Source organism: Aetokthonos hydrillicola CCALA 1050, from assembly GCF_017591665.1.
GTDB lineage: Bacteria > Cyanobacteriota > Cyanobacteriia > Cyanobacteriales > Nostocaceae > Aetokthonos > Aetokthonos hydrillicola.
Genome location: NZ_JAAKGC010000007.1, coordinates 12533 through 28480 on the forward strand (window position 1 = coordinate 12533; position 15948 = coordinate 28480).

At 41.8% G+C, this 15948-nt stretch carries 16 protein-coding genes and 1 tRNA gene; 6 read left to right on the plus strand and 11 right to left on the minus strand.

What is annotated here, in order from left to right:
* Positions 1-116: 116 nt before the first annotated feature.
* The 5 genes from G4P69_RS05165 to G4P69_RS05185 all read right to left on the minus strand — a co-directional run bounded on the left by G4P69_RS05165 (position 117) and on the right by G4P69_RS05185 (position 4521).
* A complete protein-coding gene (locus G4P69_RS05165; RefSeq protein WP_208348755.1) occupies positions 117-719 on the minus strand; it encodes an L-threonylcarbamoyladenylate synthase in 603 nt (200 codons plus the stop codon).
* Between the two features lie 131 nt (positions 720-850).
* A complete protein-coding gene (prmC, locus tag G4P69_RS05170) occupies positions 851-1756 on the minus strand; it encodes a peptide chain release factor N(5)-glutamine methyltransferase (protein WP_208348760.1) in 906 nt (301 codons plus the stop codon).
* 22 nt (positions 1757-1778) lie between these two features.
* Positions 1779-2567, minus strand: a complete 789-nt coding sequence (locus G4P69_RS05175; RefSeq protein WP_208348723.1) for a Tic22 family protein — start codon at positions 2565-2567, stop codon at positions 1779-1781.
* A gap of 1058 nt (positions 2568-3625) precedes the next feature.
* A tRNA-Pro gene (locus tag G4P69_RS05180) sits at positions 3626-3699 on the minus strand.
* Positions 3700-3963: 264 nt separating this feature from the next.
* Entirely contained in the window at positions 3964-4521 is a 558-nt protein-coding gene (locus tag G4P69_RS05185) for a GNAT family N-acetyltransferase (RefSeq protein WP_208345924.1), read from the minus strand.
* Positions 4522-5017: 496 nt separating this feature from the next.
* Between G4P69_RS05185 and G4P69_RS05190 the strand changes: the two genes are divergently transcribed.
* A complete protein-coding gene (locus tag G4P69_RS05190) occupies positions 5018-5737 on the plus strand; it encodes a hypothetical protein (protein WP_208343907.1) in 720 nt (239 codons plus the stop codon).
* Between the two features lie 83 nt (positions 5738-5820).
* Positions 5821-6732, plus strand: a complete 912-nt coding sequence (locus tag G4P69_RS05195) for an alpha/beta fold hydrolase (RefSeq protein WP_208343904.1) — start codon at positions 5821-5823, stop codon at positions 6730-6732.
* Between the two features lie 163 nt (positions 6733-6895).
* Here the strand turns inward: G4P69_RS05195 and tsaD are convergent, their stop codons facing one another.
* Positions 6896-7942 carry a tRNA (adenosine(37)-N6)-threonylcarbamoyltransferase complex transferase subunit TsaD gene (gene tsaD / locus G4P69_RS05200; RefSeq protein ID WP_208343903.1) on the minus strand — a complete coding sequence of 349 codons (1047 nt, stop codon included), beginning with the start codon at positions 7940-7942 and terminating at the stop codon, positions 6896-6898.
* Between the two features lie 484 nt (positions 7943-8426).
* Between tsaD and G4P69_RS05205 the strand changes: the two genes are divergently transcribed.
* The 3 genes from G4P69_RS05205 to G4P69_RS05215 all read left to right on the plus strand — a co-directional run bounded on the left by G4P69_RS05205 (position 8427) and on the right by G4P69_RS05215 (position 10088).
* Positions 8427-8924 carry a Photosystem I reaction center subunit III gene (locus tag G4P69_RS05205; RefSeq protein ID WP_208343902.1) on the plus strand — a complete coding sequence of 166 codons (498 nt, stop codon included), beginning with the start codon at positions 8427-8429 and terminating at the stop codon, positions 8922-8924.
* 256 nt (positions 8925-9180) lie between these two features.
* Complete coding sequence (locus tag G4P69_RS05210; protein WP_208343901.1) at positions 9181-9318, plus strand: Photosystem I reaction center subunit IX; 138 nt, start codon at positions 9181-9183, stop codon at positions 9316-9318.
* Positions 9319-9569: 251 nt separating this feature from the next.
* Entirely contained in the window at positions 9570-10088 is a 519-nt protein-coding gene (locus G4P69_RS05215; protein WP_208343900.1) for a photosystem I reaction center subunit XI, read from the plus strand.
* An 81-nt stretch (positions 10089-10169) separates the two neighbouring features.
* Here the strand turns inward: G4P69_RS05215 and gmk are convergent, their stop codons facing one another.
* The 4 genes from gmk to hetZ all read right to left on the minus strand — a co-directional run bounded on the left by gmk (position 10170) and on the right by hetZ (position 13985).
* Positions 10170-10766 carry a guanylate kinase gene (gmk, locus tag G4P69_RS05220; protein WP_208343899.1) on the minus strand — a complete coding sequence of 199 codons (597 nt, stop codon included), beginning with the start codon at positions 10764-10766 and terminating at the stop codon, positions 10170-10172.
* A 175-nt stretch (positions 10767-10941) separates the two neighbouring features.
* Positions 10942-11208, minus strand: coding sequence for an extracellular matrix/biofilm regulator RemA (gene remA, locus G4P69_RS05225; protein WP_208343898.1), 267 nt, complete (start codon positions 11206-11208; stop codon positions 10942-10944).
* A 607-nt stretch (positions 11209-11815) separates the two neighbouring features.
* Positions 11816-12802 (minus strand): PatU, encoded by a 987-nt coding sequence (locus G4P69_RS05230; protein ID WP_208343897.1) that lies wholly within the window; start codon positions 12800-12802, stop codon positions 11816-11818.
* Positions 12795-13985: a heterocyst differentiation protein HetZ gene (hetZ, locus tag G4P69_RS05235; RefSeq protein ID WP_208343906.1), complete on the minus strand. Its 1191-nt coding sequence runs from the start codon at positions 13983-13985 to the stop codon at positions 12795-12797. Before hetZ ends, G4P69_RS05230 begins: the two co-directional genes overlap by 8 nt.
* Positions 13986-14191: 206 nt before the next feature.
* On the opposite strand from hetZ, the gene G4P69_RS05240 reads away from it, so the two are divergent.
* A complete protein-coding gene (locus tag G4P69_RS05240) occupies positions 14192-14665 on the plus strand; it encodes a hypothetical protein (RefSeq protein WP_208343896.1) in 474 nt (157 codons plus the stop codon).
* A gap of 42 nt (positions 14666-14707) precedes the next feature.
* On the opposite strand, the gene sds is transcribed toward G4P69_RS05240, so the two are convergent.
* Positions 14708-15679, minus strand: coding sequence for a solanesyl diphosphate synthase (gene sds, locus G4P69_RS05245; RefSeq protein ID WP_208343895.1), 972 nt, complete (start codon positions 15677-15679; stop codon positions 14708-14710).
* Between the last annotated feature and the right edge of the window lie 269 nt (positions 15680-15948).

The following is a 15948-nucleotide window of genomic DNA, read 5'->3' on the forward strand; positions in this document are numbered from 1 at the left end:
CTTCTGTATAAAAATAGGGGGGATAGAAAAATACAGATAATCTGAACCAGACTGGAGAAGCCAGGTTCGCTACATCGTACACCTTTCTTATCTAGTTTTGCGTTGAATCAAAAAGTCTAGAGTTTCTTATTATACTCATCTGTAAACTCAACAGCACCCTGGCGCAAAATCTCCCAATTCTCCCCAGTCCACTTTACAACCGTAGACGGTACACCTAGTCCCTGTCTTTCTTGTTTATATTCTCTTGCTAAAGTTAAAACTTCAGGAAACTGTACTTCAATTTCTTCCATAGTTTCTAGAGGCGGTTGACCAGATAGATTAGCGCTAGTCGTGGCAAGAGGTCCTGTTTGCTTTAAAATAGCTCGGGCGCTCGCACAATTAGGTACTCGTACCCCAATTGTCTTTTGAGTCGAAACCATTGCTTTTGGTACCAATTCTGAAGCTGGTAATACTAAAGTTAAAGCCCCTGGCCAGTATTTATTGATAACTTTTTGCCAAATTTCATACTCGCGATCGCTACCCACGATAAATGGTTTGAGATCGTCTAGATCCGCTGCCATTAATATTAAGGGTTTATCCTGGCTACGCTGCTTCGCAACAAAAATTAACAATCCTTGTTCCGGTAGAGTAGCCAATGCCGGAACCGTATCTGTAGGAAAACTTACTAATTTGCCAGCTTTTACAGCAGCTACAAGAGCATCAAAAGAAACTTGCATAATTATAGGGGAATGGGGCACGGGGAATGGGGCATGGGGAATGGGTAATGGGCGATGGGGCGTAATAAAGCTGCTTAGTGTAATTAATTCTGTCTAAGTACTTAGAATACTCTGTATGCCCTATGCGCCATGCCCTATGCCCCAACTTTATAAGCGAGGGCAAAGCGCTGAATACCAGCTAAGTCAGTATGAATTTGAATATTACAATAGCTGCCGTGGTTATGTAACATTTCCTTGACTGCATGTGCTTGTCCTGCCATCATTTCAATTAGCCATATACCCCCAGGCTGCAAATAAGAGCTTGAGACTTGTACTAAATGACGGATACTCGCTAAGCCATCAGCACCACCATCTAAAGCTAGGGAAGGTTCATGGTTAACGACTTCTGGTTGTAGAGAAGGTAAAGTACTAGTAGGGATGTAAGGTGGGTTGGAAACCATACCACTGAATTGACCTTTAAGAAATTCAAGAGGCTCCCACCAAAAACCTCGATAAAAGTGAATACGCTCTGTAAAGCCGTAGTTACGAGCGTTTAGTGCTGCAACGGCAAGCGCTTGAGGACTATAATCAACAGCGTGAATTGTGGCTGACTTAAAAACATCTGCCAGTCCGAGTGCGATCGCGCCACTACCAGTCCCTAAGTCAGCCCAGTGTCCTTGCTGAAGAGGCAAACTCGCTGCTTCTAGGGCTAAATCAATCAAAGACTCTGTTTCTGGTCTAGGGATTAAAACAGCATTTGAGACTGCGATTTTAAAATGTCGCCAGGGTGTAACTCCTGTAATATATTGTACTGGCAAGCGTTCTTTTAATCGTTTTTGCCAGAGAGTCTCTAATTCAGCGAAAGGTAGCTGGAGTTTGATTTGCGGCTGGTTTTTGAAAGACTCTAAACGCAATGCCAGGCGGTCTAATCCAGCTACTTCTTGTAATAACCAATCCACCTCAGTTGGAGGAACATCAGTGGCGATCGCAGCTGTTTTAGCTGTATTACGCCACTGCCAAAGTTGTAACCCAGAAATGACTTCTGGCTGTTGATCCATCATGCCTGTATTTTGCGGCATAGGATTATTTTTTCTGAGCAGGTGAAGAAGTATTGTTTTTAGGCAGCTTTTGGATATACTCTCTAGCTGCTTTGTCGGGGAATAGGATAACCTGGTTCAGCCAAGGGTCATTTTTCTTCTGTAATGTGGTGATCACTCCATCTACATCTATTACCTGAATATCAGCTTTCGGGAACTTTGGCTTCACCTGACTCAACAAACCCTTCGCATCTTCTTCACTTAAAAACAACGGAATAACTTCCTGCTTTTGGGTTGGTACCTTAATAGGCACATACCCTTTATCTGGTGCAAATCTAACAGCAAAAACAGGAGGACTCTTAAGCTGCTGTACTGATTGACCGCTAGCACGTAGCAATTCCATTGCGCCTTTGACTTCTTGATCTACAGGTTTAAAGGCAAAAACTAAACGGTTTGGCTGATTTTTCGTTTTTTGCAGTTGCTGATAAATGACTCCTAAAGGTACTGCTGTCACTTGTAGACTTTTGACAATTTCAGTCAATTTTGGATCTTTGTCTTTCACCGCACGAAGATCGTTGATAAAAGCTTGAGCTTCTTGCTGACTCATATACACACCTGTAACTGAGCCACCTTTTTGGCCATTTTGACCTTGTAGGGGACGGCTCAGCGGTAACCCTTGAGGATTTGTTATTAAAAACACAGGTACTGAATCTAGCTTCTCTTTAATTTGTTGGTCTGTTAATGCTAGTACTGGGGAATTTCCGCTAAATGCCATTACCAGCATAGTACTCCCCACTAAACCGATTGTTGTACCCCAGCGAACCAATGATTTCATGACTTCTCCTAGCATCAATAATTTTCATTTAGCCGAGACTTAGATTAGATTTACACAGAACCGACTTGTTTTAGTTATAGTATCTTCTTCGCTGGTTAACTGTGCTATTGTTTGTTCTTCTTAAAGAAGAGTTCAGAATTCTTTGATATAGGTTATTAGTAGGATGTTCAATCCCATTACTAATTGTTGATACCAAATCTATAATTTGGCTTTGGTTTGTACTTCCAACCCCTCACTCCTATGTTCTGTATTCTGTTTTGGTCAGGTTTGCCCTACTGTTAGGTGCAAAACCCTGTATACGTTGGCTGTGTAGTGCTCTTATGGATCTAGAAATTTCCTACCCAGTTAAAGTGATAAAGCCATTTTATGGTTAAAACTTGTAACAGTTGACGCTTGTACACACTAAATCGTTCCATACAATGTCTCTAAAAATGTGGCATTTTTTATACAGAAACACTATTTTATCTAAATTGATTGTAAAGTTATTCAATGGATATGTTAACTGTTAAAATCCCCTTTTCAACAAAGGTATTGTTTAGCATTCTCCCACGCGACCGGATATAACTTGTGTAATCTGTTTTAGATATAAAACAGCCTGTACAAAAAGGAACCACACCCATGGTAAAGAAGAAGGGTTGTTTCAGAAAAGAAGAAAATACTTTTTTTCGTTAAAGCACGTAATATTAGTGTTCTTTTTTTTACACGAAATAAAAATCTTAATTTTCAATTAAAAAGTAATCCGATACGGTTCGGTTGAAGCTATGAGTAGGCGTAATGGAACTATGTACCAAAATACGATACATAGTTAAGATCCGGGAAATTTATTGCCCGGCTCAAGGCTGAAACCCATTAAAATGGGTTAAAAGATTACCCAGTGAGTTAAAAGCTCACTTTAGCTACTAGCCCGAACTTTAGTTCAGGGCGAATTTTCGGGCAAAACCTACGCAGTATTGATCTGCTTACTATTTTCAAGTCTGAGCATAGACACGAGGGATAGTAAGCCTTTGAAGTCGTTTTACAAGACTTGACCTATATCGGTATTAATTTTGCAGAAACAGTCGGGATGACAGGATTTGAACCTGCGGCATCCTGCTCCCAAAGCAGGCGCGCTACCAAGCTGCGCTACATCCCGTTGATTTATTATCTATTGTAGATTATATACCAATTATAACATCTCGCGACAACTTTTTATAAAAATTACGAAAACAAATTAAGTTTTTCGATAAAAAACGATTTATTAATGATGCCAACGCTGCATTGGACACTGGCAGAGAAGGAACTAAGATGAGACTCCACCGCCCAAAAGGAGGCGGATTCGCCCACAAAACAAATTTTATCTCTTACTGCCTTACTTCTGGGATTTCCAAAGGCTACCACGTTTACAGAGAACGTCAGTTTACTGAGGATACCAGAACATACCTTTAATCCCTTCTGGGTCAGACATAAACCCTAAAGTTTTATAGAAGTCCACAACATGGGGATCAGCAAAAAGAGTTACATTACTAATTTCTTCACTCCTGAGTTTTTTGAGTACATATTTCATCAGTGCTTTACCCAGTCCTTTACCTTGAAAGTCTGGATGAACTACCACATCCCAAATAGTGGCATTAAAAGCATGATCTGAGGTAGCACGTGCAAAACCGATGAGCCGCTTTTTGTTTCCTCTAACTTGCCACATAGAAGCAACGAGAAAACTATGCTCAAGAGCTTTTTTTACTTTTCTTAGAGGACGGCGTGACCAACCAACTGCATCACAAAGTTCCTCTAGTTCATACAGATCGATTTCTCTCTCTGTACTAAAAACAATGCGCTCCACAACGCCTCGCCCAGTGCTAGAGAGGTCGCTGCTAGGACTAGAATTGCCCGTAGCTTCGAGACTCATCTCTTCAAAGTTAGCCGCTTTAGTCGTTGAGACAGCTTCAGGAGTACTAAACCAAGTTTTCCAAAAACCCATGCCAGCGTGGTTCGGGTAATTTGACACTCTCCGCCCTAAAGAGACGAAGATTCCTAAGACTTTCCAGTCTTAATATCTTGCTTTGACAGGTTCCTAGGCTCAATACGTTTGCCTTTAAGGCGTACTGATAAGCCAGTGCGTTGGACGGGTTTCCCGGCTTGAAGCATCTGGCGTGTCTCCTCAAGAGTGTTTTAGGCGTGACTTTCTCCCAGTCCGAGAGTAGGTTTTATTTAAATGTCTTTTACTGACATCGTTAAATACTAACACAAAGATGTCCTTTTAGGACGGGGTTTTCAACCCAAATTTTTTGATAATTAGCTCCCTCCCAATCGATACCGCTCGGTTAAGTTTTTTTACAAAAAAGAGGCAATGGGGACTGGGGATTAGGGGCAATGGAGACTGGGTATTGGGTATAGTTTAAAAGTCTAAAACCAATTTTTTCCTTCTTCCCCTGCTCACGGCTCCCTTGCTCCCTACTCCCTACTCCCTCTTAATGATGGTCTCTGGTCTAAAATCTTCAACGTTGGAACTTCTAAAACGCTTTAACCGAGCGTTTCCACAGTTTTATGAGCAATTTGTCAGTAGTGAAATTCAACTACAAAATTTGCGGTTAGCCTACCGTTTATATAAAACTAGGCGGGTTGTGATTGAGATGAAAGCAGAAGGGACCAAAACTGCTTTCCATTTTGCCTATCGTAACCAGTCTTTTCTCCTAAGCGATATTTTTGGTGTGTTAGCCGCTTATGGATTAACAATTCATGGGATAAGTCTATACGGTCAGATACGACCACCAATGTTAGTTTTTATTAAGCTGCTGATCTCTCGTGACAGTAAAGCCCTAACAGACAAAACAGCAGAAAATGTCTCTCGTGCCATTCGCGAAGCCTTAGCTGGGCGATTTGAGGTAGAAGAAATGTTAGCAGTAGAATTTAATCTTGATGCTGGTTTAGCTCAGGTACAAACCGAATTCTACGTGGATCCAGTCTTTCACCTGCCAGCTCTCGTCATTGAAGCTGATAATCAGCCAGGATTGTTTTATAAGGTGATGTACGCAATTTGGCAGGAAGATCTTTTAGTGGTAAATGCTAATTTACTGGTTTGGCGGGGACGTACACGCCTGATTCTCTACTTACTCGGCCCAAATGAAAGCCTGATTCCTGAGTATTTAGGTCATAAAATTTCTGAGGGGGTGCGCCACAGATTGTTAGGAAAATAAAGAAGGAGACAAATCAATTACAAATTTTTTAAATTTTAATTCTTATAATCCCCGACTCTCTCAATTAGGGGTACCATAAAATTATGGCAACCATCGAAATCTTGGGCGTTCCACATGCATATGAACTAACAGCCCCCACCTCTTGCCCCCATACTCTTGTATTTGTCCATGGTTGGCTCAATAGCCGTGGATATTGGCAACCTGTGATTTCCCGTTTGTCAGAGAGTTTTCAATGCTTATCTTATGATCTAAGAGGTTTTGGCGAGTCAAGATCTAAGGCAAAAACTGATTATAGTACTGAACAAGCTTCTTTAAGCCTCGCTTCGACTTACAGTGACGGGGTTGTTAATCCTTTTGACTCACTTTATACCCCAGCAGCTTATGCTCAGGATTTAGTAGCTCTGATGGAACAACTCAATATGACCAGTGTTTGGCTGATTGGTCACTCTTTAGGAGGTACGATCGCTCTGTGGGCTTCTTCTCAAATGCCTGAGTGTGTCAAGGGAGTTATCTGTATTAACGCTGGTGGGGGCATTTATCTCAAAGAAGCTTTTGAACAATTTCGCTCAGCGGGTCAAAGATTTTTGCAAATTCGTCCTCGATGGCTTAGTCAAGTACCTTTAATTGATTTGCTATTCACTCGAGCAAGTGTAGCTCGTCCCTTGGATCGCTACTGGGCACGTCAGCGAGTGATTGATTTTGTTGTGGCTGATCCAGAAGCTGCTTTAGGAACATTGCTAGACTCGACTACAGAAGAAGAAATTAACTATTTGCCACAGCTAGTTTCCCAAATGAAACAGCCAATTTATTTCCTAGCTGGTGCAGAAGATAAGGTCATGGAACCCAAGTATGTCCGTCATTTAGCTAGTTTTCACCCCCTGTTTCAATACTGTGGTGACAACGTCATTGAAATTCCTGAGTGTGGTCATCTAGCAATGTTAGAACAACCAGAGGCAGTGGCAGGTCATATTCGCTCTATAGTTAGTAGGGAATAGGGAGCTCTTGAGCAGAGGAGCAGAGGAGCAGGGGAAGAATTGAACAAAATCCCATGCCCCATGCCCCATGCCCCATGCCCTATGCCCCATGCCCTATGCCCCATGCCCTATGCCCTATGCCCCATGCCCCATGCCCCATGCCCCATGCCCCATGCCCCATGCCCTATGCCCCTTGATATAATTCCATTACCTGAGACAGCGCTAGTCTAGAGTGAACTCCTAAGGTAAGGGAAGAGGTATGACCCTTGTTAAGATGGTCAGCAGCAGCACAGCCTATCATGGCGGCGTTGTCAGTGCAGAATTTTAGGGGTGGAAAAAGCACTCTTAGATTATGAGCGGTTGCTGCTGCTTGTAAATGTTTTCTTAACCCACTGTTGGCTGCTACGCCCCCACCAACAGCAATCGTGGAAAGATTATAGTTAAGGGCACAAGCGATCGCTCTTTTGGTGAGCGATCGCGCTACAGTTTCCTGAAAACTTGCTGCTATATCTTTTGTGGGTACAGGCTGACCATCTTTTTCTAACTGTTGTACTAAACGTAGTACCGCCGTTTTTAGCCCACTGAAGCTCCCATCATATGGATGATAACCACCATTAGGTAAAGAAACTTTTCCTTCTGGTAGGGTATAGGCTTGGGGATCACCTTCTTGTGCTAAGCGATCAATGACTGGTCCACCTGGATATCCTAGATGTAACAAGCGTGCTACTTTATCAAAAGCTTCACCTGCTGCATCATCACGGGTTTCTCCTAAAGTTTCGTATATTCCACAATCCTTAACGTAAATTAAGCTTGTATGCCCCCCAGAGACCAATAAACTTAAAAAAGGTGGCTCTAGCGTTGGCTCACTCAAGTAAGTCGCGTAAATGTGACCCTCTAGGTGATGAACTCCTAAGAACGGTTTTTGATGGACTACTGAGAGCGTTTTCCCAGCAGTTAATCCTACCAATAACGCCCCTACAAGCCCAGGCGCACAAGTTACGGCGATACCATCTATTTTCCCCCAATCCAGTGCTGCCTCTTCTAAAGCAAAAGATATTGCCCCATTTATTGTTTCTAAATGCTGGCGAGACGCCATTTCTGGCACAACCCCGCCATACTGTTGATGCATCGGGATTTGGGAGCTAATTATACTACTATAAACTTGTCGATTGTTAACAATTGCTACGGCTGTCTCATCACAGCTCGTTTCTATTGCTAAAATTGTTGCCATTTCTCATTTATCCTTTAAGATTCGTAACTAAATTTTTTCCCTTCACTTAATTTATTAACTTTGTAAAAATCTGCAAAAAATATCCTTATGTGATAATCAAATAGTTTTATTACCCTAATGAGTAACATTCTCCGCTCCCCCGCTCCCCTGCACCCCCGCACCTCTGCCCCTAATTTTTGACTTTTGAATGCGTGACTTTTGACTTCCCCGGAGGGGCTGCTCCCTCTTTATTCACCAGAAGGTTTAAAAAATTTTAACTTTTATTGACTTAAACTTTACTCCGTACACATGCAAGAGTATTATTTCCATATACTAAAAACACGATTAAATAACAGAGAATCTAGGGAAATGTGCCAGATTGACATCTGGCGAATTCCTAATCTAAGCTGATTTCATCGTGAATCCCACATTGATAAAGTCCTTGTACAAGCCGCTTCGTTTTGTACAGAAAAATTTTTGTTTCGTCATAAAAGGAAACAATTCCATGCGACGCTTGTTTGCTCTGATTTTAGCTATTTGTCTTTGGTTTAATTTTGCCCCAGCCGCGAAAGCGCTTGGCAATGAACTTGTACCCTGTGGTGAATCTCCAGCCTTCTTGTCAAGGGTTGAGACTGCTCGTAATACTACTTCTGACCCCGAGTCAGGAAAAAAACGGTTCGAGCGTTACTCCCAAGCACTGTGTGGTCCCGAAGGTTTACCTCACCTGATTGTTGATGGTCGTCTTGATCGCGCTGGTGACTTTTTAATTCCTAGTATTCTCTTTTTGTACATCACCGGATGGATCGGTTGGGTAGGTCGTACTTATCTACAAACCATCAAGAAAGAGGGTGGTGACGTGGAACTTAAGGAAGTCGTCATTGATTTAACTACGGCACTGCCAATTATCCTTTCTGGCTTCTCATGGCCTGTAGCAGCTGTGCAAGAATTGTTATCGGGTCAATTAACAGCGAAGGATGAAGAAATCCCCATTTCCCCACGCTGATAATGATTGTAAGCTTTCCGATTTTAGATTGTGCCCTTGAGTCAATTATCTAAAATCTAGCTGGAAAAGTTTGCTGAGCAGGGAACATTGAGAAGGGGATAGGGGATGGATGTTACTAACTCACTATCCCCTAACACCTAACTCTTATACCCTGTTTTACACAGCTTACTGGCTCTCTCTGGCTTAACTTTCCACAAAATCTAAAATTGTGTGGTTTCAAAATTTTTTGTTTTGACTTACTTTGGAGTAATGATTTATGTCGCAGCAAAACGACTTGGTTAAATACCTTTCTTTGGCACCTGTTTTGTTGTTTGTCAATTTGTCTCTAACTGCTGTTTTGTTGATTTTATTTAACTACTGGTTCCCTGACCTTCTTTTCCACCCACTACCTTAAAAAAGAATTCAGGAGTCAGAATTTAGAAGTCAGAATGGTCTGATGGCGACATCCCTGTCTCCTGACTCCTGAGTTCTATTTATTAGCTTTACTTTTAAACTCGTAATGCTGTTGTAATCAGCGTGCGAGTTTTATGTTACTAAAAAAAGCGAAATTAATTTTATTAAACTTCAATAATAAAAATGATATTTAGCGTCAATTATTATTAATATAAAAAATGCCACCACTTTATTTAGAGGCAACCATAAAATATGGTACAAGGTATAGATGCATCAAAAAATCTTGCTAGCGACGCTAGAAATCGAGAAGTTGTTTTTCCAGAATGGCGTGATCCACAACGCGGAAATCTAGAAACGCCAATTAACTCTTCTGGTTTGGTTAAATGGTTCATTAATAACTTACCAGCCTATCGACCAGGAATAACAACCTTCAGAAGAGGTTTAGAAGTAGGTATGGCTCATGGTTACTGGTTTTTTGGTCCCTTTGCCAAAACAGGTGAGCTGCGGAATACAGATCAAGCAAACTTAGCTGGGTTATTGTCAACCTTAGCTTTTGTTGCACTTTTGACTCTGGCTTTATCTTTGTATGGTAATAGCAATCCCCCTAAACCAGTCGCAACTGCCACTGTACCTAACCCTCCAGAATCTTTCAGTTCCGGTGAAAACTGGAACAGCTTTGGAAGTGCTTTTTTGATCGGTGGTATTGGTGGAGCAATAGTCGCTTACTTTTTAACCGCTAATCTACCAGTCATTCAAGGTTTGTTTAGTTAATTAATTAATTAATTAAGCGTCTTCTAATAGTCAATAGTTGAATGTTTTTTTGATTTTTGACTATTGACTATTAGCGTTGTATTAGCTAAATAAAGCGGCTTCTAGAGCATGGAGAGCTGTTTCCAAATCATCATTAATAATTTGAGTGTCAAATTCATCCGCTGCATCAATTTCTGCTTTAGCCCTGTTCAATCGCCTAGCGATCGCTTCTTCCGAATCATTTCCGCGAGTACGTATCCGTTTCTCTAATTCCTCAAAAGAAGGGGGTAAAATAAAGATACTTTCGGCAGTTGGAAATGTCTGCCGGATTTGTCGTGCCCCTTTTAATTCAATTTCCAGTACAACAAATTTTCCTTGGCGAATCTGTCTTTCTACAGGTTCACGAGGGGTACCGTAGCAGTTACCTGCAAATTCCGCCCATTCTAGGAATTCGCCAGACGCTACTAGTTGCTCAAATTTACTACGGGTGATAAAGTAGTAGTCTTTTCCATCCACTTCTCCTGGTCGAGGGTGGCGAGTCGTTACTGATATAGAATAATATAATTCAGGATGACGCTGGAGGAGCGATCGCATTAAAGTGCCTTTCCCAACTCCACTAGGTCCAGTAAAAATAATAAGCCTCCCTGGAGATGGGTTATCTTTGGTAGTAGCATCACTTTCTCTAGATAAAATTTGCATCTGTGCTCGATCTCTGAATTATCGATAGATAGTTTCCATTATTATGCGCATTTATGCGCACAATAGCTGCTAAATAAAAAATTTTGCAGCTTTGGAGATGTTAATATTTAGCCAGTTTACTATACTACTACGAAATAGAGCATAAAATAAAGTCGTGATATAGATTTGTTGCTGATTAATTATCGACAACCTGATGGTCACGAGAAATTAGAAAGCGATTGGCTACCGTTTCCGGCTGAATCGCTGAAAGAATAACATGACTTGAATCGGTAATAATGACAGCCCTAGTCCGGCGACCATAGGTTGCGTCAATAAGTTGACCTCGATCCCTTGCATCGGTGATGATCCGCTTAATTGGTGCAGACTCTGGACTGACAATGGCAACGACTCGGTTAGCAGAGACAATGTTGCCGAAACCGATGTTGATTAACTGGATGTCCATAAAAAACTGACGCCAAACGTGTGCTGCGAGAATCTTATCAGGAACTATTTCCCATGTTATCTTTAAAAATTCGCAGTTACAACGCCTAAGATTGACGTCAGCCTTGTTTTTTAAATAAAAATTGCTTTTTTTAGCTGTTTGTGAGTCTAGTTTACTAAAAATCTACCCAAAGGCATAGATGTGTAAGTGGTCAGATGTTAACTGAATTTTAGAACGAGTGCATTTAGGAAGAAAACACCGAGATGAAATTAAGTCAATGAGTCACTTAATTCGGTCACAGTTTTTTCGGTCCACAAATTTTGTGGCTGGTTACCAATGCTAGCATTAGCACCTCAAAATTATTAAATTTCCCATGCTATTGAAAGCTAAGGAAGGTTCAACGCCGACTGCTTTTGCAAAAAATTAAACATTTTCAACACCAAGCAGGAGCTTAGGTATACGCAGCGAGCGATACAGTAGACGCCACTGACACAAAATTAGGACACCAACCGAGCTTACAAATGTCCTCCTAATGCTGCTTAAAAAAAGGATAAGTTTCAAAACCAGGATATCATCTCATAGTTACGGCGGTTATTGAAAGTGCAATGCTAGCAATGGAACTGTCTTGCTAGGCTGTCGGAACAATAACAAACAACAATGGTTGCTGAGCAACTTCTTTCAACTCAACTTCTAAGGTATAAGTTTGGCTCTGTTCGGTGCAAAGTAATTCTACACTCAAACATCCTGGACCTGTCGACTGAGCCAATGCTTGGGAGGTATCGCCTTGAAGCTTCAGGATTCCTTTAGTGGGCAAATCGGCCTGGACTCGCAGCTTTTTTAATAGTTTACCTGTAAGCTGGTAGTTTACCTTAAGGTTAAGGACACCCGCACTAGTTAACCATTGTCTCTCTACTATTGGATTGGTCGTCGATACTGGCAAAGTCAAGTTTTCTAGCAGATGCTTGGCAGCTAACAAAGACAAAGCCATTTGTTGACGAGGCTGCAAATCTAAGTAGTTACCCTCGAGATTGGGCATAGTATCTAAAGCTTCTCCAGAACGATAACTAGGCCTTAGAACCAACCCTGCTACGTCGTTTATTGCTTGGGAGTCTTCAGGGAAAAAGCTTTCCACTGCTTGAACTAATTTAGCCCCTAGAGGTAGCGAAGACTCAAGCAACGCTTGACACTTGTCTACTAGTTGCTTGAAGATGTGCTCTGGCAATGGAATTGGCAGGTGCAGCTTATACTGCTGTGCTGACCATCCCCAAGCAGATGCTAGTACCATCACTGGTTGATCTACGCGTTCGGGATATTCGACTAATTGTGTTTCCCAAGGAAATAAAGGTGGGTTATCTTGAATGTGGACTTTTAACCGACGTTTAACGACGGTTTGGAAACGTTGTTGCACAGTAGGAATTTCTCCTAGTCGAAAGGTTTGGGGTACCCCTCCCAACTCTTCTTGCACACCATTTAAAAAAGTGGTGCGCTTCTTCGTCGAGAGGACTTTCTCCCCCGTCACACCCTTACATACCGGGGTAATTGCATCGTTTTTGCCATTGATTGACAATAACGAAGCAAGTAACTGGGAAAGTAAGGATTCTGAGTCACTATTCATGAATAGATGGACTTGATCCGGACACTAGAGAGTTACGAATTTCCCAAGCTTGCTCCAGAATTTTAAACCACCTTTTTTGAAGTTGTGCCATAGACAACCCTAAGATTTTGGCTATATTCTCGTCGGGTTGTCCTTGTTGCTTCAACTCTAATAATGATCGGTGTTTTTCGTCAAGCTGGTCTTTATAACTTTGCCATTGTTGGGGTGTCAGGCCCAAATTCATCTGTAAATCAGCTTCTAGCCACTCGTGAACTAACTCCCAACGATGCAATAAAGCAAACCGTATCAAGTGATATTTAAAGCGCTGCTGCAAGTAATCTCGCTGACGTGGAGTTAGGCCTAAAATAGACTCAATTTCTTGTGCAGAGAGATCTTGAAGACGGAGAGTGAAGTAATCAGCACAGTCTGATTGTTGACGCTCTTGTAAGTAATTCATCAGTTCGGTAATCACTACAGAGCGCAATGTGTCTTCTTGAGGTTCTGGATCTGATTGCGTCGCCATTGCTGAGCGTAATTGCTGCACTGCTGGATCTTCCCAGGAGCCATCACCCTCATTTCCGCTTCCTTCTGCGGCTTGTTCTATGTCAACACATGTCTCGGGTGGTTGTTGTTGAGAAAAAGTTTGTGCTCGTAAAATAATTAGCTGTTGCTGTCGTCCTGGTAAGGGAATCCGCCTCTTCCCGTAGCGCTCGGTAAATGCCATGTATTCTGCTAACTCTAAAAGAGTTTTCGGACGATAGCTACCAGTAAGTTGATTTTCCCTTCGGAAGGCGTTTAATGCCTCTACGTAGAAACTTTGTAAGAAATCCTCGATGACGACCAGCCGTCCTTGATAGCTTAGTTGTCTCTGAGGAGGATTTATATAGCGATAAATAATCGCACTTAGGGTACTGTGTAATTCTACCCTGCCTCGATTTGATCCTAGTTCATAGTACCTCAGACACTGTTGCAGTCGATGTCTCGCTAGTGTAATTGCGGAGTTTTCCACAGTACCGGCAGCTTGTATACGTTTACTCTCATTACAAATCCGGTAAACTTCAGCGGCAATTCGCATTGCTACATCGTGACAATTCTGCTGTGAAGCTTTAGTTGAGTGCTGAAGCTCCTTGAACAGGAGTTGAAAGATCGACTCCACGCCAATAGCATTTACTCCCTGAATAGTGGTGGTTGCAGCTAAATTCATAGTCTCGTTTTTCACAAAAGACCCTAACATACTGTACAACCTGTGTGACCTTAAGGTATTGGATTTAAGGATTTTGCGTATAAGCTAAACGCAGGGAAATCCCGCAAATCAGGATTTGGCTTAGGCTATTATTCCCTATTTTTTTTGATGGTTTGCATTATTTCGAGCATTAACAGCCAATACCCAAGTGCCATGAACAGGTAATTATGGATTTACAAGCACAAATTCAATTGCTAATTGACAATGCACCCAAAGATGGTGTAACACCGCAGCTCATCGCATCAATAGCTCCCGCTCTCATTGCGATCGCTTCATCGTTACGCTACCCCCAGTACTACATTCTCCAAAACTCGGAAGAAGACTGGGTTTTCACTACATTAAGCAACCGTACTAACCCAGAGTTAGAAAAGCGCGTGATTTATGCTTTTCCTACAATACAGGATATTCCAGTAACTTTATCTGCTGGGCTTGACCCTCAAATAATCTTAGCCCCCATATTGGTTACTCATCTTTTGTTTCAACTCCTGGCTTTAGACCCCGTAGATAGTATAGTTTTTTTTGAAACTCCTGCGACAACTACCAAGACAAAAGAAATTAAGCGAGTCCAGTTGCAAAAGTTAGTTCAAGAACAAGTGCAACAAATGCGATCGCGTAATCCGATACCTCCTGACATTGCCTAATAAAATTTTAGATTTTGGGGAAATCTAAAATCTAAAATTTTATTAATATAGGCGATTCAACACATACTCGCTCATGTCTATTAAAGCTTGGCGAGATTCAGAGGGCGGGAGAACAGAAAGATGATCAACAGCCACCTTAACATGATTAGTGGCTAATTCTCTCGCTCTTTGAATACCTTGACTATCTTGAATTAATGACATTGCTTGCTGGAAGTCGCCCTCCTGGCGGAATTCTCGGGAAATCAGTACTTTTAAGTACGATTTTTCTTCCATAGCGAATAAAACTGGTGCAGTGAGATTACCACTCTTAAGATCTGAAAAAGCTGGCTTTCCTAAAGTATCGCTCGAACTAGTAAAATCTAGAATGTCATCTACAATTTGGTACGCTAAACCGAAATAGCGTCCAAAGGCGTATAAATGCTCAGCGGTTTCTTCTGAAACTTCGCTGATTAGTCCTGCTGCCTTAGCACTGTTAGCAATTAGTGATGCTGTTTTATAGTAGCTTTTTTGCAGGTACGCTTCTATAGAGATAGTGGCGTCAAAGCTATTGAGTCCTTGCTGGATCTCCCCAGTTGCCAAATCCATAATTACTTCTGATAGCAACTTTACCACTGCTAAATTATCTAAGTTTGCCAAATACCAAGAAGATTGGGCAAAAAGAAAATCACCTGCCAAGACAGCAATACGGCTGCCAAACAAACTATGAACCGTGGGAACACCACGCCGCATTTCGGATTCATCTACAACATCGTCATGTACTAAACTTGCTGTGTGAATCATTTCCGTAATCTCGGCTAAGCGACGATGACGTGGCGTAATATCTTGTTCAAGCATTGTCGCTCGCGATATCAGCAGGACAATTGCTGGTCTGATGCGCTTTCCTCCAGCTCCAAATAAATGTTCGGCAGCTGCATAAAGGATAGGGTGGCGGTTTCCAACTAGCTGTTTCAAGCTATCTGCTAGTGTTCGCAGGTCGGCTTCCACAGGAGCAAAAAGGGAAGTGGCTGAAGTCATGGATGGGCAGACTCTGGCTTTATTTACGAAAATTTACATATCATACAATTATTTTAAGATAAGGTCGGGCCTACTCGCAGTTTTCCTGAAAAAGAGGGAGTAGGGAGTAGGGAGTAGGGAGTAGGGAGTAGGGGATTAGTTTTAGTTTGGTAGCGTAAATTACTTTTTTACCCTTTTACCGTTTATTTATTATCAACAGGGCGTTAATACTGGCTTTTGGTAGAGGCCACGGCAAAAAAAAATACTTATAATTGAATACAGGGGTTAAG

What these genes read in the sequence shown, in the direction of transcription:
- G4P69_RS05185 (WP_208345924.1), bottom strand. Translation starts at nt 4,521, where the DNA reads ATGGGTTTTTGGAAAACTTGGTTTAGTACTCCTGAAGCTGTCTCAACG.
- G4P69_RS05175 (WP_208348723.1), bottom strand. Translation starts at nt 2,567, where the DNA reads ATGAAATCATTGGTTCGCTGGGGTACAACAATCGGTTTAGTGGGGAGT.
- prmC (WP_208348760.1), bottom strand. Translation starts at nt 1,756, where the DNA reads ATGATGGATCAACAGCCAGAAGTCATTTCTGGGTTACAACTTTGGCAG.
- G4P69_RS05240 (WP_208343896.1), top strand. Translation starts at nt 14,192, where the DNA reads ATGGATTTACAAGCACAAATTCAATTGCTAATTGACAATGCACCCAAA.
- gmk (WP_208343899.1), bottom strand. Translation starts at nt 10,766, where the DNA reads ATGCAAATTTTATCTAGAGAAAGTGATGCTACTACCAAAGATAACCCA.
- sds (WP_208343895.1), bottom strand. Translation starts at nt 15,679, where the DNA reads ATGACTTCAGCCACTTCCCTTTTTGCTCCTGTGGAAGCCGACCTGCGA.
- hetZ (WP_208343906.1), bottom strand. Translation starts at nt 13,985, where the DNA reads ATGAATTTAGCTGCAACCACCACTATTCAGGGAGTAAATGCTATTGGC.
- G4P69_RS05230 (WP_208343897.1), bottom strand. Translation starts at nt 12,802, where the DNA reads ATGAATAGTGACTCAGAATCCTTACTTTCCCAGTTACTTGCTTCGTTA.
- G4P69_RS05215 (WP_208343900.1), top strand. Translation starts at nt 9,570, where the DNA reads ATGGTACAAGGTATAGATGCATCAAAAAATCTTGCTAGCGACGCTAGA.
- G4P69_RS05205 (WP_208343902.1), top strand. Translation starts at nt 8,427, where the DNA reads ATGCGACGCTTGTTTGCTCTGATTTTAGCTATTTGTCTTTGGTTTAAT.
- G4P69_RS05190 (WP_208343907.1), top strand. Translation starts at nt 5,018, where the DNA reads ATGGTCTCTGGTCTAAAATCTTCAACGTTGGAACTTCTAAAACGCTTT.
- G4P69_RS05210 (WP_208343901.1), top strand. Translation starts at nt 9,181, where the DNA reads ATGTCGCAGCAAAACGACTTGGTTAAATACCTTTCTTTGGCACCTGTT.
- tsaD (WP_208343903.1), bottom strand. Translation starts at nt 7,942, where the DNA reads ATGGCAACAATTTTAGCAATAGAAACGAGCTGTGATGAGACAGCCGTA.
- remA (WP_208343898.1), bottom strand. Translation starts at nt 11,208, where the DNA reads ATGGACATCCAGTTAATCAACATCGGTTTCGGCAACATTGTCTCTGCT.
- G4P69_RS05195 (WP_208343904.1), top strand. Translation starts at nt 5,821, where the DNA reads ATGGCAACCATCGAAATCTTGGGCGTTCCACATGCATATGAACTAACA.